Origin of the sequence: Selenomonas oralis (assembly GCF_051603425.1) — a bacterium.
GTDB lineage: Bacteria > Bacillota > Negativicutes > Selenomonadales > Selenomonadaceae > Selenomonas > Selenomonas sputigena_A.
The window spans coordinates 2020697-2038965 of sequence record NZ_CP194411.1 but is presented as its reverse complement, the minus strand read 5'-3'; the positions used below and the strand labels follow the sequence as shown (position 1 = coordinate 2038965).

The 18269-nt window shown below is 56.0% G+C and carries 15 protein-coding genes and 1 other annotated feature; all 15 genes read right to left on the bottom strand.

Features of this window, described 5'->3' with window-relative positions:
* Positions 1 to 98: 98 nt before the first annotated feature.
* Complete coding sequence (locus tag ACRTGH_RS09685) at positions 99 to 1340, bottom strand: aminopeptidase (RefSeq protein ID WP_368847470.1); 1242 nt, start codon at positions 1338 to 1340, stop codon at positions 99 to 101.
* Between the two features lie 22 nt (positions 1341 to 1362).
* Positions 1363 to 2208: a hypothetical protein gene (locus ACRTGH_RS09680; RefSeq protein ID WP_368847469.1), complete on the bottom strand. Its 846-nt coding sequence runs from the start codon at positions 2206 to 2208 to the stop codon at positions 1363 to 1365.
* A gap of 78 nt (positions 2209 to 2286) precedes the next feature.
* Positions 2287 to 3201 carry a dihydroorotate dehydrogenase gene (locus ACRTGH_RS09675; protein ID WP_368847468.1) on the bottom strand — a complete coding sequence of 305 codons (915 nt, stop codon included), beginning with the start codon at positions 3199 to 3201 and terminating at the stop codon, positions 2287 to 2289.
* The gene (locus ACRTGH_RS09670; protein WP_368847467.1) at positions 3198 to 3962 is read right to left on the bottom strand and encodes a dihydroorotate dehydrogenase electron transfer subunit; all 765 of its coding nucleotides are present in this window, start codon (positions 3960 to 3962) and stop codon (positions 3198 to 3200) included. The genes ACRTGH_RS09675 and ACRTGH_RS09670 overlap by 4 nt, the downstream gene beginning before the upstream one ends.
* A 137-nt stretch (positions 3963 to 4099) precedes the next feature.
* On the bottom strand, positions 4100 to 4537 hold the full coding sequence (gene dtd, locus ACRTGH_RS09665) for a D-aminoacyl-tRNA deacylase (protein WP_368847494.1): 438 nt from the start codon (positions 4535 to 4537) through the stop codon (positions 4100 to 4102).
* 26 nt (positions 4538 to 4563) lie between these two features.
* Positions 4564 to 5520, bottom strand: coding sequence for an alpha/beta hydrolase (locus tag ACRTGH_RS09660; protein ID WP_368847466.1), 957 nt, complete (start codon positions 5518 to 5520; stop codon positions 4564 to 4566).
* Positions 5517 to 7187 (bottom strand): 2-isopropylmalate synthase, encoded by a 1671-nt coding sequence (locus tag ACRTGH_RS09655; RefSeq protein WP_368847465.1) that lies wholly within the window; start codon positions 7185 to 7187, stop codon positions 5517 to 5519. The genes ACRTGH_RS09660 and ACRTGH_RS09655 overlap by 4 nt, the downstream gene beginning before the upstream one ends.
* Before the next feature lie 47 nt (positions 7188 to 7234).
* Positions 7235 to 7492, bottom strand: a binding site (T-box leader).
* A gap of 150 nt (positions 7493 to 7642) precedes the next feature.
* Positions 7643 to 9721 carry an elongation factor G gene (fusA, locus tag ACRTGH_RS09650; RefSeq protein WP_368847464.1) on the bottom strand — a complete coding sequence of 693 codons (2079 nt, stop codon included), beginning with the start codon at positions 9719 to 9721 and terminating at the stop codon, positions 7643 to 7645.
* Positions 9722 to 9853: 132 nt separating this feature from the next.
* The gene (locus ACRTGH_RS09645) at positions 9854 to 10459 is read right to left on the bottom strand and encodes a lysophospholipid acyltransferase family protein (RefSeq protein WP_368847463.1); all 606 of its coding nucleotides are present in this window, start codon (positions 10457 to 10459) and stop codon (positions 9854 to 9856) included.
* On the bottom strand, positions 10456 to 11118 hold the full coding sequence (gene cmk, locus ACRTGH_RS09640; RefSeq protein ID WP_368847462.1) for a (d)CMP kinase: 663 nt from the start codon (positions 11116 to 11118) through the stop codon (positions 10456 to 10458). Before cmk ends, ACRTGH_RS09645 begins: the two co-directional genes overlap by 4 nt.
* Before the next feature lie 36 nt (positions 11119 to 11154).
* The gene (gene aroA / locus ACRTGH_RS09635; RefSeq protein ID WP_368847461.1) at positions 11155 to 12459 is read right to left on the bottom strand and encodes a 3-phosphoshikimate 1-carboxyvinyltransferase; all 1305 of its coding nucleotides are present in this window, start codon (positions 12457 to 12459) and stop codon (positions 11155 to 11157) included.
* A 109-nt stretch (positions 12460 to 12568) separates the two neighbouring features.
* Positions 12569 to 13816: a BaiN/RdsA family NAD(P)/FAD-dependent oxidoreductase gene (locus ACRTGH_RS09630; protein WP_368847460.1), complete on the bottom strand. Its 1248-nt coding sequence runs from the start codon at positions 13814 to 13816 to the stop codon at positions 12569 to 12571.
* Positions 13813 to 14541 carry a pseudouridine synthase gene (locus tag ACRTGH_RS09625; RefSeq protein WP_368847459.1) on the bottom strand — a complete coding sequence of 243 codons (729 nt, stop codon included), beginning with the start codon at positions 14539 to 14541 and terminating at the stop codon, positions 13813 to 13815. Before ACRTGH_RS09625 ends, ACRTGH_RS09630 begins: the two co-directional genes overlap by 4 nt.
* Before the next feature lie 31 nt (positions 14542 to 14572).
* Positions 14573 to 14764 carry a hypothetical protein gene (locus ACRTGH_RS09620; protein ID WP_368847458.1) on the bottom strand — a complete coding sequence of 64 codons (192 nt, stop codon included), beginning with the start codon at positions 14762 to 14764 and terminating at the stop codon, positions 14573 to 14575.
* Positions 14765 to 14787: 23 nt separating this feature from the next.
* Entirely contained in the window at positions 14788 to 18174 is a 3387-nt protein-coding gene (locus ACRTGH_RS09615) for a DNA polymerase III subunit alpha (RefSeq protein ID WP_368847493.1), read from the bottom strand.
* Positions 18175 to 18269: the final 95 nt, after the last annotated feature.

Genomic DNA, 18269 nt, shown 5'->3' with positions numbered 1-18269 from the left:
GGTATAACGGTGTTGCGCCGAGGTTTTGTCGACACCGAAAAGACCAAAAGACATCACAGATAGGTGACGATGGGGGCCTGAATTTATCAGTCATTCTTTTAAAACGCAAAATTCCCCTTGCGGAACACAGGCACAGCTGTGCCGTCCTTCTGGATGCCGTCTATCTCAAGGTCGCTCGATCCGACCATGAAATCCTCATGCACGAGCGAATCGTTCACACCGCGGCGCAAAAGTTCATCAGAAGTCATTTCCTCACCACCCTTGATGCATGTCGGATAGGCTTTGCCAAAAGCCAGATGGCAGGAAGCGTTCTCATCAAAAAGCGTATTGAAGAAGAGCATGCCGCTCCTGGATATCGGCGAATCATAAGGAACGAGCGCGACTTCTCCCAGATAGCGTGCGCCTTCATCTGTAGCAAAGAGTTCCTTCAGAATCTCTTCGCCGCATTCCGCCTTGTAATCCACAACCTGACCTTTCTTGAATGTCAACGAAAAGCCGGAAACGATATTGCCGTTGACGTTCAACGGGCGCGTTGCAACGACGACGCCGTTGACACCGTTGCGCTTAGGCATCGTGTAGATTTCCTCCGTCGGCATATTGGCGACGAATGTCACATTCCTCTGCGTCTTTTCCGCACCGCCCGCCCAGATATGTCCTTCAGGCAATTCCACCGTGAGATTTGTACCAAGCCCGTTTCTGTATTCGAGCCGTTCAAAAGCATGGCCATTCATGAAATCTGCCGCTTTCGCCAAAAAGCGGATATGCTCCTGCCAACGGTTCGCTGCATCTTCACCCGGCACGAGACGCACGGCATGAAAAATGGCCTGCCAGAGTTTTTCTACAGCTTCTGCAGGCGCAGCTTCCGGGAATACTTTTCTAGCCCAGCTTTCCGTCGGGATGGAAACAACACACCAGGCATTTTTATTGCTCATGAGGCGTTGGCGATATTCGAGGAGCGCCGCCCCTGCCGCTTGCTGGGCAAGTGTCAGGCGCTCGGGGTCAATGCCGCTGAAGATTTCGGGATCGGAAGCATGGATGGACACGAAGGCCGCACCTTGCTCGGCGTTGTCCTTATAAAGCAGGCGCCGCCATTCGGGAAATTCCGTAAAGATGCGCTTTTCTCCTTTTTCATAACGCAGGCGCGCCAGTTTCTCGTCGTTCCAGACAACCGTCACATCATGCGCCCCCGCATCATAGGCGGCACTAGCCACGCGCCGCGCAAAGCCGGCGCATTCGATCGGCGCGTTGACTACGAGCTGCTGATCGTGCTGCAGATTAACCCCCATGCGGACGATGAGCCTCGCGTATTCATTGAGCAGTTTCTCCCGTATGTCGTTCATCCCTATGCCTCCTCGTATCATATCAGCGATAATGCAGACGATACGTCGTCCCCGCCGGCAGCATAACCGAGCTCTCCTTGCCGGAAACACCGAGAGCTTTCATCGCGTCCTTATACTCCAAAGGCACTGTAAGTGCTTCCGTTTTGAACACGGCCGTTCCGTCATCTGCAAAATCAAGCGTAAAACCTGAGCGCATCGGCTGCCCATTGCGCTCAAGATAGTCAAAATCCCCATCACCATCGTCATAAATTTCCCCGCGAATCTTCATCGTCATGCCGATAAAGGCTATGTCCTGAAGACGCGATGCTGCTCCCTCCGGCATCAGGGAAATGCTTCCTTCTCCCACAACCAGCGAGTCCCGTCCTGCCGTCGCACCCAAAATCTGTACCTCGATATTGCCTTCCTCACTTCTGAGGCTCCGCGATGATTTCATCAAATCGCTCCAAGCCGGCTTCGTGACCTTGAACGCATCCAGAACAGCAATATACCCCGTGCGATCCTCTTCCGCCACCTTCCCATAGACGCGTACATAGTCGCCCCGTTCCGCATCCTTTTCCATCGCGGCAACACCTTTGCCGTGCACAAAGATTCTAGGGCCGTTCGTATGCATTTCCGTTTCTATAACATCCCCTTCTGTCTGTATGACACGCGTGACGAACTGCACTTCCTTGCCCTTCAGCTTCAGGGGATTCTCAACGAGTTTCGCGCCCTCGACGAAATCGGCATGATGGACGGGTTCCCTTTCCACAGCAGAACGGCTGCCGCAGCCGGCAAGAACGGCGATGAGCGCGAGGAGACAGAAAGCTGCCGCCCAAAGCGTATGAAATTTCCTCCCTGCCCCATGATCTTCCTGTCCAAAATCCCCCATAGACGCCATCCTTCCCTATCTTTCCCTATCTTTCCCTGCGAGACACGATCTGTCTGCGCCCCGATGATTCTCCCAAGGTTAGAGTTCCATTGCCCCCGTCAGCTCCTTTGCCGTATCGATGCCCTGACGGTCAAGATACGCCTCCAGCCTTTCAGCAGCCTCAACGACAGCGCGCGGGTTTACAAAGTTTTCCGCGCCGATTTCAACGGCGCTCGCCCCAGCCAGCATAAAGGCGGCCACATCCTCGCCAGTCTGGATGCCGCCCATACCGATGACGGGAATCGATACGGCATGGGCCACCTGATAAACCATGCGCAGGGCAATGGGCTTCACCGCCGGTCCCGAAAGACCGCCCGTAATGTTTCCAAGCAGAGGCTTTCTTTTCTCAACATCGATGACCATGCCCGTCAGCGTATTGATCAGTGAAACAGCATCGGCTCCCGCCGCCTCCACAGCCTTTGCCATCCGGCAAATATCTGTGACATTCGGCGATAATTTGACGAAAACAGGCTTTTTTGTATTCTTTTTCACCTGTTCTGTCACAAGAGCCGCTTGCTTGGGATCCGTACCAAAAACGATGCCGCCTTCTTTGACGTTCGGGCAGGAGATATTGACCTCGATGCCGTCAATGCCCGCGACGTCAAGCATCTGCGCCATCTCGCCGTATTCCTCCGCCGTCCCCGCGCTGATATTGACAAGGAACGCTGTCGGGAGCTTCGCCGCCTCGGGAAGAATATCACGGCAAAACGCTTCAATGCCGGGATTTTCCAAGCCGATGGAGTTGAGCATGCCGGAAGGGGTTTCGGCAATGCGCACACCGCCGTTGCCCGCCCGCGGTTTCGGCGTAATGCCTTTTGAAACGACAGCACCGACGTCGGCAAGATCGATAAAATCCTCATACTCCATACCAAAGCCAAAGGTGCCGGAAGCGCCCATGACGGGTGTCGCCATGCGGATGCCCGCCACCTCGACGGAGAGCCTTTCCTTGTTCATTCGAACACCTCCTCTGCGTCAAAGACAGGTCCATCCGTGCAGACCTTGCGCCTTCTTCCCGTCTTTTTCCCCTCGAAGGTACAGCCCAGACAGACACCGAAGCCGCATGCCATACGCCTTTCAAGCGAAACCTCGCAGGAAAGCCCCGCGCTCCGCGAAAGACGCGCTATGCCTTCCATCAAAGGGTCGGGACCGCACGTTTTGACAGCACGCACTTCGTTTTCACAAAGAACAAGCGGCATGAGATGCAGGGGATATCCGTGGAACCCGCTCGAACCATCGTCCGTCGCAATATAGACAGCCTTGCAGTACGGCGCAAAAAAACGTGTCCAGAATGTCTCAGATTCAGAGCGCCCGCCGATGATGACCGCCGGCTTCTCAGGCAGGCGGCGTGCAAGCAAAAGAAGCGGCGCCAGTCCCATGCCGCCGCCGACGAGCAATGCAGGCTCTTCCGTAAGCGTAAAACCTGTGCCAAGCGGCCCTTCTGCACTCAGGCTTTCTCCCGGGCGCATAGCAGCAAGCTCTCTTGTCCCCTTTCCCAATATGCGATAAAAGATGGTAAGGGTTCCCTTCTCCTCGTTTATATCGGCCACACCAAAAGGACGGCGCAAAAAATGTGCGCCCGCCGCTTTCTTCACCATGACAAACTGCCCCGGTTCCGCGCCCGCCGCAATTCTCGGTGAAAGAATTTCCATCTGCCAGACATCAGATAAAATCGCCTGGTTCAAAACGACAATGGCATCCTCCAAAGTTTTTTTCAAGGAATCGTCCTCCTGTCCTAAACGCTCACTTCTCGTTGTATTATAACACCATTATCCCATTTGTGCATTCCCTCCCTTATAGCAAAAAAGAGCAGCCGAAGCTGCCCTTTTTTGCTGCGGAAATACCGCTTGTTCATTCAATCCGTATCGAAGAGGAGCGTCACCGGCCCGTCGTTGACGGATGCCACCTGCATGTCCGCACCGAAGCTGCCATGCGCGACGGAAAAGCCCAGTGCGCGGCAATGAGCCAGAAAGCTCTCGTAAAGGGGCTCCGCGATATCGGGCTTTGCCGCACGCGAAAAACCCGGCCTGCGGCTCGAAAGATCGGCATAGAGGGTAAACTGCGAAATGACAAGAAGCTCTCCTCGTACCTGTGCCAAAGAAAGATTCATCTTGCCCGCTGCATCGGAAAAAACGCGTAAATTGCAGATTTTCTCTGCCAGGTATTTCGCTTCTTCCTCCCCATCCCCGGAACCGATGCCTAGAAGCACGAGAAACCCTTTCCCAATCGCTCCCTGCACCTCTCCCTCGATGGAAACGGAAGCTTCTTTCACCCTTGTCACAACAGCCCGCATAGCCTTGTCCTTTCCCAAGCCAAAAATCAGCTCGTCCAGCGATCGTCAAACTCAAATACACGATGATAATACTTCTGCGGTTCCTTTGCCTTCGTCGCGGCATGCCATGCGCCATCGACAGTCAACTCTTCCTTGACGGGTGCATTCGAGGCATTCTTGAGTTCCTGCATCATACCGTAAGGCACCAAAAGATCGGATGTGCCATGGATGAAGAGCGTCGGCACCTTCGTGTGCCGCACCGCCTCGATGGCCGAAGCGTCGGAAAGCGCCACACCCGTCCTTTCCCGGCTCATATAGTTTACACCGCGCATGATGAGATGCGCCGGCAGATTGAATCCTTCCATCTTGCGCGTAAACATATCTTCAGCACTCGTATAGCCTGAGTCCTCGATGACCGCCGCCAAGCTCCCCGGCATATCGCTGCGCCCTGCGGCGAGAAGCGCCGTTGCCGCCCCCATGGAAACGCCGTGCAGCACGACACGCGCCTCCGGATCCGCCTCGGCAATGCGTGCAACCCAAGCCGAAACATCGCGGCTCTCCAGCGCTCCCATCGTGATATATTGCCCCTCGCTCCTCCCGGAAGCGCGCAGATCCGGCGTCAGGACATGGTAGCCATGCTCGATATAGGCTTCAGCATAATCCCAAGTATCCTCCTGGCTGCGCCCATAGCCATGCAGCAGCACGACCCAGCGATGGCTGCGCACCGACGGAGAAAAATGTGTTCCTACGAGATGCAGGCCGTCGAAGGAGCGAATCGACCAATCCTCGCTCCGTGCTTCCGGTTTTTTCGGCAAAGTCACATTCGGATCGGAAAGGCTTGTACTGATGACGGGCGGCGCCATCGGATCGCTCATGCTGCCCCGTTTCAGGGCAAGATCGACGAAGTAGCCGCCGACCGTATAGAAGAGTGCCCCCATGGAAAATACCGTAAGCAAAAGAGCGGTCACAAGGCTGCTCAGCAGAACAGTTGCCAGCGTCCTCATTGGTTATGCTTCATGCGGTTGATCGCACTCACGAGCGCCATCGCCGAAGCCGTGATGATATCCGTATCCATGCCCGCACCCCATGTCACCTGGCCGTTTTCCGCCTTGATGCCGATATATGCCATGGCTCTTGATGTCGAGCCGATTTCCAGCGCATGCTCGCTGTAGGTCAGATCCCTATACGAAATGCCGAGATTTTCCTGCAGGGCGTTGCTGATGGCATCCAGGCGGCCGTTGCCGCGCGCCTGATACGTCACCGGCTTGCCGTTGATTTCCAGATGCACTTCGCCTGCCCGCACGCCGTCCGGCGCTTTTTTCAGCAAGAAATCGATGAGCCGGATCGGAGATTCGACGTTCACGTATTCCTTCTGGAAGAGATCGTGTACTTCCTCAGGCAAAAGCTCCTTGTGCCCGCGATCGGAAACACCCTTAACGAAGTAACTGAGATCCTCGCGCATCTTTTTCGGCAGCTCCAGCCCATATTTCTGCTCCATCAGATAGCCGACGCCGCCCTTGCCCGACTGGCTGTTGATGCGGATGACGTCGCCGTCGTATTCGCGCCCGACATCCTTCGGATCGATGTAGAGATACGGCACGTTCCAGAACTTCGGCTGCTTCTCCTCCCGCCATTTCATGCCCTTGGCGATCGCATCCTGATGCGATCCAGAGAAAGCGGCAAAGACGAGCTCGCCCGCGTACGGCTGACGCGCGTGGACGTTCATGCGCGTCACCCGCTCGTAAAGCTCCACCAGCTCGGGCATATTGGAGAAGTCCAGCTCAGGATCGACGCCGAGCGCGAAAAGATTCATGGCAAGTGTCACGATGTCGGCGTTGCCCGTACGCTCACCGTTGCCGAAGAGCGTGCCTTCGATGCGTTCCGCGCCCGCCAGGATACCGAGCTCCGAATCCGCCACGCCGCAGCCGCGGTCGTTGTGCGGGTGCAAAGACAGCTTGACGGCATCACGATATTTGAGGTTCTGCGAGATGTACGCCACTTGCATGCCGTAGACATGCGGCATCGAAAGCTGCACCGTCACAGGAATGTTGATGATTGCAGGATTGTCCGCTTTCGGCTGCCAAACATCGAGCACGGCGTTGCAGACCTCGAGCGCATACTCCGGCTCCGTGCCCGTGAAACTCTCGGGCGAATATTCGAAGCGATAGTTCGCGCTCGCCTTTGCCGTAAGCTCGGCAAGAAGCTCCGCACCCTCGACAGCGATCTTCTTGATCTCTTCCTTCGACTTATGGAAAACCTGCTCACGCTGCGGTACCGATGTCGAATTGTAAACATGGACAATGGCGTTCTTTACCCCGTCAAGCGCCTCAAACGTCCTCTTGATGATATGCTCGCGCGCCTGCGTCAAGACCTGTACCGTCACATCTTCAGGAATGAGATCGTCCTCCACCAAGCGGCGCAGGAACGAAAACTCCGTATCGGAAGCCGCGGGGAATCCCACCTCGATCTCCTTGAAGCCGATCTTCACAAGCATCTTGTAAAATTCCAGCTTCTCCTCCAGGCTCATCGGTATGATCAAAGCCTGGTTGCCGTCGCGCAGATCAACGCTGCACCATGTAGGAGCCTTCTTCGGGTGTTCCTGCTTCATCCAGCTTAAATCTATCTCGGGCGGCAGAAAATACTGTTTCTCGTATTTTGTAAAATTCTCCATAAATAACGCCTCCTGCATCTCCATTCATAGAAAAAGCCTTTCATCCCCAAAGAGACGAAAGGCAATGCTTACGTGTTACCACTCAATTTCGCGCCAAAGGCACGCACTTTAACGGATACCATCATATCCTCCTGCTTTAACGGTCAGGCTCCGGCTCCGCCTACTGCAGGGAACATCGTGTCGGGCTCCCATTCTTCAGCGGGCTGCTTCAAGGCGAGTTCAACCGCACTTCCTCTCCGCTTTTCACCAACCAGCGGCTCTCTTTTCATTCCATGCGGCTTACTATTCCTCTGCAACGCATTTGCAATTTGCAATTATGGTTTATAGAATAACATATCATCCGGCATTTCGCAAGAAATTTCCATGCAAAAATCCGGAAAATATGACGCAGGTTTCCCGTGCAGCAAAAGGAAGCCGCCGCAGGATAAGGTGCGGCGGCTTCCTTCCTTTCCCTTTTATTTGTCTTTCCGTGCCTTCGTTTCCTCAATGATTTTTTCCGCTGTTTTTGCAGGAACCTCCTCGTAATGGGAGAACTTCAGCGAATACTCGCCGCGCCCCTGCGTCATGGAGCGAAGCTCTGTGGCATACTTATGCAAAGAAGCAAGCGGCACCTGCGCGCGAACCTCGCTCGTATCTTTGCCGATCATCTCCATGCCGAGGATACGCGCACGCTTCGCGTTGAGCTGCCCCATGACATCGCCCATATAATACTCAGGCGCATGGACGGTCATCTCATAAATCGGCTCGAGGAGCACCGGCGCAGCTTCAAGCACACCCTTCCGCAGAGCGATTGCCGTCGCTGTCTTGAACGCAACTTCCGACGAGTCAACCGTATGGTACGAGCCATCGTAGAGATTAACCTTGACGTCGACGACGGGATATCCCGCGAGGATGCCGGCTGCCAGCGTTTCCGCTGTTCCCTTCTCAACGGCAGGCACATACTGGCGCGGCACGCTGCCGCCGAAGATATTTTCCGTGAACTCGTTGCCCGTACCCGCTTCGCGCGGTGAAATCTCAAGCATGACATGGCCGTACTGCCCGTGTCCGCCGCTTTGCTTCTTGTGTTTTCCTTCGGCCTTCACGCTCTTCCTTATCGTCTCGCGGTAGGCTATGCGCGGCTCCTGGAATATTGCCTCGATGCCGAATTTGCGCTTCATCTTCTCCTGCAGCACCTCGATATGCACTTCGCCAATGCCGCGGATCAGAGTTTCCTTCGTCTCGCTGTCCTTTTCGAGCCGCAGCGTCGGATCTTCCTCGCATTCCTTGGCGAGCGCTGCAAAGACCTTGTCTTCCTCGCCCTTTTTCTTCACATAGACGGCCTGCGCCAGCATCGGCTCAGGGAATTCGATTGCGTCGTAAACGAGAGGCGCGTCCTTCGCCACGAGCGTATCCGACGTGCGCGTATTCTGCAGTTTTGCTGCCACCACGATATCGCCGCCCTGCGCCTTTCCGACGGCAATCTGTTTCTTGCCCTGCATTGTATAAAGCGTGCTCACGCGCTCCATCTCGTTCTGTGTGATATTCCAGTAGGAGGCGTCGCCCTTCATCTCGCCCGAAAAAATGCGGATGAAGCTCAGACGTCCTACGAACGGATCGACAATCGTCTTGAACACCTGCGCCGAAAAGGCATCCTCGGGTCTCCGTTCCACAAGCTCCTCGCCGCCCGGAGCCGTTCCCACGACCGTACGATCGGTCGGCGCTGGCAGATATTCCACCATATCGTTGAGAAGCGCGTGCATCCCGACATTGAGGGATGCCGAGCCACAAAGCACAGGAAAAATTTTCCCCGTCTGGATTCCCTCGATCAGAGCCTCCGCCACTTCTTTCTCCTCGATTTTCTCTCCTTCAATATATTTTTCCAACAAGGAATTGTTAATTTCAGCCACACCCTCAATCAGAGCCTGCCGCGCTTCCTCAACATCGTCCTTCATGTATTCGGGAATCTCTTCGAGCGAAACGCAGTTGTTCTTGTCGCGTTCCTTGATGCGGATGGTCATAGCCAAAAGATCGACAACGCCCTGGAAAGCTGCTTCCTTGCCGACCGGCAGCTGAATCGGCACAACCCCCGTACCGAAGCGCAGGCGCAGTTCATTGACGACATTCTGATAATCTGCATGTTCACGGTCAATCTTGTTCACAAAGAAAGCACGCGGCAAATCCATAGCTTCCGCATAACGCCAAACCTTCTCCGTCTCAACCTCGATGCCTGAGACAGCCGATATGACGATTAGCGCGCTGTCCGCCGCCTGCAGCGCCTCCTTCACCTCACCGACAAAATCCGGGTAACCCGGCGTATCAAGGATATTGAGCTTGTGATCGAGCCATTCGCAGGCAATTAAGGAGCTCTGGATACTGAGCTCGCGCCGCGTTTCTTCCGGTTCATAATCCGAAGTCATCGTCCCGTCCTCAATGCTGCCGCGCCGCTTGACAGCGCCCGTATTGAAAAGGCAGTCCTCCACGATGCTCGTCTTGCCCGACTTGCCGTGTCCGACCAGGGCAATATTACGGATATTCGTGCTTGCGTACTCTTTCATTCTATCAACTCCTCGTTTTATTCTGTTTTCTTTATTCTCTGAAAACTCCTTATATCCTGCCTGTCGTTGGAAATTTTCGCTTATCCCCGATCTTTCCCCCAAAATCTTTCCCGAAAATGAGAAAAGGCTCCCTTACGCGGAAGCCTTTTCTTTCTCTATCATACGGTAGATCTCGTCCATGATTTTTTGCGCGAAATCCTGCAAGGCCTGCTTGTCCTGACGTTCCGCTTGGAAATGAAGCGGTTTTCCATAAATGACGCGCAGCTGGGGGAAAAATCCCCCCTTGGCAAAAACCTTGTCGGTGCCGATGATGGCGGCAGGAACTACGGGCGCCTTGCCCATGGAGGCGAGCAAGGCAACCCCCGGCTCCGCCTTTCGTTTTTCCCCGTGTCGGCTGCGCGTGCCTTGCGGGAAAAGTCCCAGACAGCTGCCGTTTTTCAATTCGGCCACAGCCGCCTTGATCGCCCCTCTGTCTGCTGCGCCCCGCTTCACGGGAAAAGAATGGCAGCGCACGAGGATGAAGCGCAAAACAGCGTTGACAAAAAGCTCCTGCTTTGCCATGTAACTGACAGGACGCGGCAGAAATGTCGCGAGAAGGGGCGGATCCCAGTTGCTCATATGGTTGGCTGCAAGAATCACGGCACCTTCCTTGGGCAGGTTTTCCTTCCCCTTGATTTGCGCGCGAAAGAAAATCTTGAAAATCAGCGCAAACATCATTTTTAATATACCGTAAATCATACCCTGCACCGCCCTGTAATGGCATCGACAACTTCTTCGATGCTCATGCCCGTCGTATCGAGCAGTTCTGCATCCTCCGCCTGCACCAGCGGCGATATCTCACGCTCGCTGTCCGCTTTGTCGCGCCGTGCGATATCTGCCCGGAGCTCTTCCAGCGTCATAGCATAGCCCTTTTCCTTCATTTCCTTCCACCGCCTTCCGGCGCGCTCTTCCAAGGAGGCCGTGAGGAAAATCTTCACGTCGGCAGCGGGCAGGACATGCGTCGCAATATCCCTCCCGTCCATGAGCACGCCGCCTGCAGCGGCCATCTCACGCTGCTGTTCCACCATTTTTTCCCGCACGGGTCCGAGACGCGCCACCTGGGAAACAACGGCACTGACGGCAGGCGTCCGGATTTCATCCGTGACCTCCTCGCCGTCGACAAAAACTTTTGTCATTCCTGCCTCATAGCGCAGGGCAACCTTGATATCCTTGACAGTCGCCAAAATCTTTTCATCGGTGACGGGTTCTCCTGCCTTGAGCGTTTTCCACGCAACAGCACGGTACATAGCGCCCGTGTCGATATAGGTGTAGCCCAGCTTCTTCGCTGCAAGTTGGGCAACTGTGCTTTTGCCGGCGCCTGCCGGCCCGTCGATTGCCACCACGAGTTTCTTTGCCATCGTTTTCCTCTCCTTGCCTGACGGATTCCCGGGAATTTATTGCATAAGCCCTTCCAAAGTATTATAAAAAGACGGATACGATATATCGACACATTCCGGCGCATCGAGCGTCAGTCCCGCTCCTGCCGCCCCGGCAACAGCGAGGGACATCGCCATACGATGATCGTCGTATGTATGGCAGGCGGCAGGAGAAACATCTCTGCCGCCGTGGATGATCATGCCGTCTTCCGTCGCCTCGACAGCGCCCGGCGCCAGACGGTTCAATTCATCGGTCACAGCCTGCAGGCGATCCGTTTCCTTCACGCGCAGCTCCGCAGCATCGGAGATGACGGTATCGCCTTCAGCAAAGAGCGCCGCCACGGCAAGAACCGGTATTTCATCGATAAGGCGCGGTATGATTGCACCGCCGAAAGAAACGCCTCGAAGATGCGCCGCGCGCACGCGGATGTCGGCCAGCGCCTCACCGCCGCTCTCACGCTCGTTTCCAATCTCCAGTCTCGCCCCCATGTCGCGCAGAACATCGATGATGCCCGTACGCGTCGCATTGAGGCCGACGTCCTGCAGAAGAATGTCACTGCCTTCAATCAATGAAGCGGCAACAAGCCAATACGCCGCCGAGCTGATATCGCCGGGCACAACGATCTCTTCCGGCGCATAAAGCTCCTCTGCCGGCTCGATCGCAGCGGTTGTGCCCGAACGCCTGAGTTTCGCCCCGAAAGCACCGAGCATCTTCTCCGTATGGTCGCGTGAAAGCGCCGGTTCCCATACCGTCGTTTCCCCATCCGCATAAAGCCCCGCAAGAAGGATTGCCGACTTTACCTGAGCGCTTGCAACAGGGCTCTCATAATGCATGGCGGCAAGATGCCCCTCATGCGGCAAAACTGCCAGAGGAAGATTTCGGCCGCCCGCCCTGCCGCAGATCCTCGCCCCCATGCGCGAAAGCGGTTCGACAATGCGTCCCATGGGACGGCGCAAGAGCGAAGCATCGCCCGTAAAGACCGAAAAGAACGGCTGTGCCCCCAAAATCCCCATGAGGAGCCGCAACGTCGTGCCCGAATTTCCTGCATCAAGGATGCACGCAGGCTCCTTCAGCCCGCGCAACCCAACGCCTTTCACGCAAAGCACGCCGTCCTCCTGAAACATATTCTCCGCCCCGAGGGATCTCATACAGACAGCCGTCGAAAGGCAGTCGGCCGCCTTGAGAAAATTCTTTATGCGCACGGTTCCCTTCGCTATGGAAGAAAACATCACGCTGCGATGTGAAATGGACTTGTCGCCCGGTATCCGTATCGCACCTGTCAGACCTTTAGCTGCCGGTCGAATCTTCTTCTCTTTCGTCAAAATATGCCGCCCCCTTCTCTAAATATAGAATACCTTTAGCTCCGGGAAGAACACCGGGGATTCCTGTCCATAGAAAGCCTCGGCCGCCATTTCCGTCCAAGGATCCTCCCTATGCCTTCCGTGCGCTCCAGCGCCCTGCCGCAGCGCCCATGGAAAAGGCTGCCTGCAGGTTGTAGCCGCCCGTAAAGCCGTCGACGTCAACGACCTCCCCTGCGAAATAAAGCCCCGGCAAAAGTTTTGACTGCATCGTTTTCGGCTCGATTTCGCGCGTCGCGATGCCGCCTGCCGTAACAATGGCCTCGGCCAGCGGACGCGTTTTTGTGACGGTGAGCATGAGATGCCGGATTGTCTCTGTGAGACGGAGGCGCTCCTCGCGCGTCACCTGATGCACCGGTTTTTCCACCTCAAGGTAAGCTGCATCGAGCACAGGCGCGATGAGCTTTCCCGGCAAAAGATCGTGCATGGCATTTTTCAAAACCTTGCGTTGGTATTTTTCAAAATCACGCTGCACGCGCGCCGCGAAAATCTCAGGCGCAAGCGCAGGCTTCAGATCCAATTCGAGCTCGACGAAACTTCCCTCTGCAAGCGCCTGCGCCGCCATGCGGCTCAACGAAAGTATGATGGGCCCCGTCACGCCGAAATGAGTGAACATCATCTCACCGAACGCATCCGCGCATTTCTTTCCGTCAGCAAGCAGGGTGCATCGTACATTGCGCAAAGAAAGCCCCTGCGCCTCCTTCACCCAATCCTCCTCCACGACGAGCGGAACGAGCGACGGCAAAATCTGCGTCACCGTGTGCCCAAGACGGCGCGCCATCCCATAGCCGTCACCCGTAGATCCCGTAGCCGGATAGGACGCGCCGCCGACAGCGAGCACGACAGCATCGGCTCGCAGCTTTGCCCCTCCCACAAGCACAACGCCCGCCGCCCGTCCCTCCTCCACAAGGATGTCTGCTGCAGGCGCTTCCGTCTTGATCTTCACGCCGAGCTCATGGAGGTATGTGACGAGCGCATCGACGGCATCGGCTGCGCGATCGCTTTGCGGAAACACGCGTCCGCCGCGCTCAACCTTCGTTTCCACGCCGCGCGCTGCAAAAAAATCACGCACAGCCTCATTGTCAAAGGCATGAAGGGCACTGTAAAGAAACGAACCGTTGCCCGGTATATTTCGGACAAGCTCAGGAATCGGGGCCGCATTCGTGATATTGCAGCGTCCCTTTCCCGTAATCATCATCTTTCTGCCCAGCTTCTTCATCTTCTCAAGCAGCAGGACAGAGGCGCCTTCCTCAGCCGCCTTCGCCGCCGCCATAAATCCTGCCGGGCCACCGCCGACGACGATGACATGCCGCCCGCTCATCGGCCGTCCACCAAGCGGTAGAGCGCGGCAACCTCCGCCTGCGTCAGCATGCGGTAAGAACCGCGCTTCAGACCCGCAAGCGTCAGCTGGGCAAAACGCGTGCGCTTCAAGGTGCGCACATCGCAGCCCACGGCCTCGAACATGCGTCTCACCTGCCGATTCCTTCCCTCGTGCAGCGTGATCTCGACATCCGTCAGCCCCTTCTCCGTCATGCCATAGACGCGAACTTCCGCCGGCGCCGTTATGCCATCCTCCAGCGCAAGACCGCCCCGCAGTTTTTTGAGCCGTTCGGGCGTGAGCTCCCCTGCCACCTTCGCCCGGTACGTCTTATACACGAGAAACCGCGGATGAAGCAAGGCATGTGTCAGTGCTCCGTCGTTCGTCAAAAGCAGGAGCCCCTCCGTATTCTGATCAAGCCGCCCCACAGGATAAACCCGTTCCCTGTTTTCCGGCAGCAAATCGAGCACCGTGCGGCGGCCTCTCTCATCGGCAACCGTCGAAACATACCCCTTGGGTTTGTTCAACAGAAAATATACGCGGCGCTTTTCCTCGGGCAGAGGCTTGCCATCAACACAAATGCGGGACTTAGCGGCATCGGCTTTCGTTCCCGCCTCGCGCACGACCGCGCCGTCCACCGTCACGCGTCCCGCCGCAATAAGCTCTTCCGCCTTGCGGCGCGAGGCCACGCCCACACGGCTGATGATTTTTTGCAGTCTTTCCTCCATACGTCACCCCTGCCCCATAAACAAATGATCCTTATCGGTTTGGCGCATTGCAGACAATATCACGTGCCTCCTCGACCTCGGATTCGAGCACGCGTATCTCGAAATTCCCTTTTCTCGGACCCCCGACGGACTTGCGGTTCGTCAGGATTCCCTCTGCCTCCAGCCTCTCACAAATTTTGTCCGCCTGCTCTTTCGTGCTGGCCACAAAAATGGATGTCCACATCAAAATTCTCCTCCTCCGGTGCGCTATCTTTGCCGCACCGAGCCTGTGCCGAGCAGCGCCTCAATCTCACGGGAAACCTCGGGCGAATCGTCAATCCGATGCGTTTGCCCCACTTTTTGCCAACGCCCCTGCCGCTGCAGAAAAACGCAGTGCTCGCCCGGATGAGCGGCAAGGATGTCATAGAGCTTTTGGAGCGTCGTTTCGTCGTCCTTGTCGGCTGCCAGAGAGATATAGTAATCCTGCCGATATTCTTCCAAAGAAACGAACGTATCGGCAAGCACCTTGACGCCGTCGTCCGTGAAGTTCACGCGCCCCTGCACGACGAGAGCCTTGTCAGGCAGGAGCAAGTTCACATTTTGGTAGAATACCGAAGGAAATACGACAACCTCGATCGAGTGTGTGTAATCCTCAAGCTCCAAAAAGCACATCGTGTCGCCCTTCTTCGTCGCGATGCGTTTTGCCGAGGAAACAAGACCGCCGATGCGCACGAGCTGCCGCTCTTGCTTCTTTCCTTCGAGGATATCGGCAATGGGAACGAGATTCTTAATCTTGTCCCCGTGGCTGTCAAGCGGATGCCCGGTGATGAAAAACCCTGTGTTCTCCTTTTCCCACGCGAGCCTTTGCCCCATTTCGGCCTCGGGAACATCGGGAAGAACGAGTTCATCGGACTCCTGCATTTCCGTCTCCCCGAAAAGACCGATCTGCCCATTCGCCTCATCGCGCTGCTTCTGCGCCGCCACATCCATAGCACGCTCGAGAACGGCGAGAAGCTGTGTGCGGCGTGCACCGAGCGAATCGAAAGCACCGCATTTTATGAGACTCTCGAGCACGCGTTTGTTGGCCGTACGCGTATCGACGCGTGTGCAGAAATCAAGCAGGGAGGTGAAGGGGCCGTCTTTTTCCCTCACTGCCGCAAGGCTTTTGATCGCCGCCTCGCCAACGTTTCGTACAGCGGCAAGCCCGAAGCGTATCGCCGTTCCGTCGACGCTGAAAGCGGCCTCGCTCGCATTGACGTCAGGCGGCAGAATCTCTATGCCCATGCGGCGGCAAAGATCGATATAAACGCTTACCTTGTCATTTGTATCCATGATGCTCGTGAGCATTGCCGCCATGAATTCCTGCGGATAATGCGCCTTGAGATATGCCGTCTGCCAAGCCACAAGCGCATAGGCCGCGCTGTGCGACTTGTTGAATCCATAATCCGCAAAATGCGTCAGCAGATCAAAAATCTTCCCCGCCAGCGCCGGATCGATGCCGTTCGCCTCCGTGCCTTTCATATATGCCTCGCGCTGCGACATCAGCACCTCGTGCTTCTTCTTGCCCATCGCGCGGCGCAAAATATCAGCCTGTCCGAGAGTGAAATTCGCAAGCACCTGCACCACCTGCATGACTTGCTCCTGATAGAGCACGACGCCGAATGTTTCCCGCAGGATCGGCTCCAGCAGCGGATGCAGATAGGTCACTGCCTTTTTCCCGTGACGTCCCGCGATGAAATCCGTCACCATGCCGCTGCCCAGGGGCCCCGGACGATAAAGCGCCACCGTCGGAATGAGATCCTGGAAGTTTTTCGGCTGCAGATCCTTTACGAGATTTGTCATGCCTGCCGATTCCATCTGGAATACTGCACCCGTATGACCCTCACAAAGCATTTCCGCCGTCTTTTCATCCTCCAGGGGAATCCTGTCGATATCCACCTCGACTCCCCTGCTCCTGCGGATATTCGCAATCGCATCGGCGATAACAGTCAGGGTGCGCAGACCGAGGAAATCCATCTTCAGAAGGCCGAGCTCTTCCACATGATCCTTATCGAACTCCGTCACAAGCGTACCGTCCGAAACCTGCACAGGCACATAATCTGTCAGGGGGTTGCGCGCAATCACGACGCCTGCCGCATGGGTTGATGAGTGACGCGGCAAGCCTTCGAGGTCGCGTGCAAAATCGATAAGCCGCTTCGTCTCCTCGCTCTCCTCGTAAATACGGCGAAAATCCTGCGAATCGGCGAGCGCCTTGTCGAGCGTAATGCCCAGCTCCGAAGGCACGGCCTTCGCCACACGGTCGACGCTCGCATACGTCATTTCCAAGGCGCGTCCCACATCGCGAATCGCTCCCTTCGCCGCCATCGTGCCAAAAGTGATGATCTGCGCCACATGATCGTCACCATAGCGGCGCTTCACATAATCGATGACCTCCTCGCGCCGGATGTAGCAAAAGTCGATATCGATATCCGGCATGGTCACGCGCTCCGGGTTCAGGAAGCGCTCGAAGAGCAGCTCATACTTCAAAGGATCCAGATTCGTAATGCCGAGCAGATAGGCAACGATGCTCCCCGCCGCCGAACCGCGCCCCGGCCCTACGGCGATTCCCTGGCTGCGCGCATAATTGATAAAATCCCAGACGATGAGGAAATAGCTGTCATAGCCCATGCGATGGATGATTTCCAGCTCATAGGCCAGCCTTTCCCGAATGGTCGGCGTAATCTCCCCATAGCGGCGCGGCAGATTTTCCTCGCAGAGCTTTTGCAGATAGGCCGCATCCGTCATGCCATCGGGCAGAGGAAAGCGCGGCAGATGAAGGTGACCGAACGCAAAGTCAACCTGGCAGCGCTCGGCGATTTTCTGCGTATTGGCCAACGCCTCGGGATGTGCAGAAAAAAGCCCTGCCATCTCCTCGGGCGAACGCATATAAAACTCACCCTCAGCATAACGCATACGCGTCGGGTCGTCGATCCCCTTGCCGGTCTGTATGGCGAGAAGCACGTCATGCGCCTTTGTATCCTCCTGCCGCACATAGTGGATATCATTCGTTGCAGCGAGACCGACGCCAAACTTCTCGGCAAGCTCGATAACGCCTTCAAATGCCTTTTTTTCATCAGGGAGGCCGTGGTTCTGGATCTCGAGGAAGAAATTATCCCTGCCGAAAATATCGATGTATTCTGCCACCAACTTTTCCGCGCGTTCCGTTTCCCCGCGCAGCACGGCCTGCGGGATTTCTCCGGCAACGCAGGCGCTGAGGCAAATCAACCCCTTATGGTACTTGCGCAGAAGCTCCTTGTCGACGCGAGGTTTATAGTACATGCCCTCGGTATTGGCCAGCGAAACGAGTTTCACCAAACTTCGGTAGCCCTCGTTGTTCTCGGCAAGCAAAATCAAATGGTAATAACGCGTACCGCGCACTTCAGTTCGATCAAAGCGCGATTCAGGCGCAAGATACATCTCACAGCCGATAATAGGGTGTATTCCCTGTTTCTTCGCCTCTTTATAAAAATCAATGACCCCGTACATCGCGCCATGATCCGTGATCGCGATGGAATCCATCCCCAATTCCTTTGTCCGCGCAATAAGATCGGGGATGCGGGAAGCGCCGTCAAGAAGACTGTAGCAGGTATGAACATGCAGATGGGCGAAAGGAATCTTCTTCACGGCAAACCCTCCCTAGATCTTCCCGGCTTCGCGCCAGGCAAATTCCCCGTCCGTCCTCTGGAATCAGAACGTACCGGTGTCTTCTT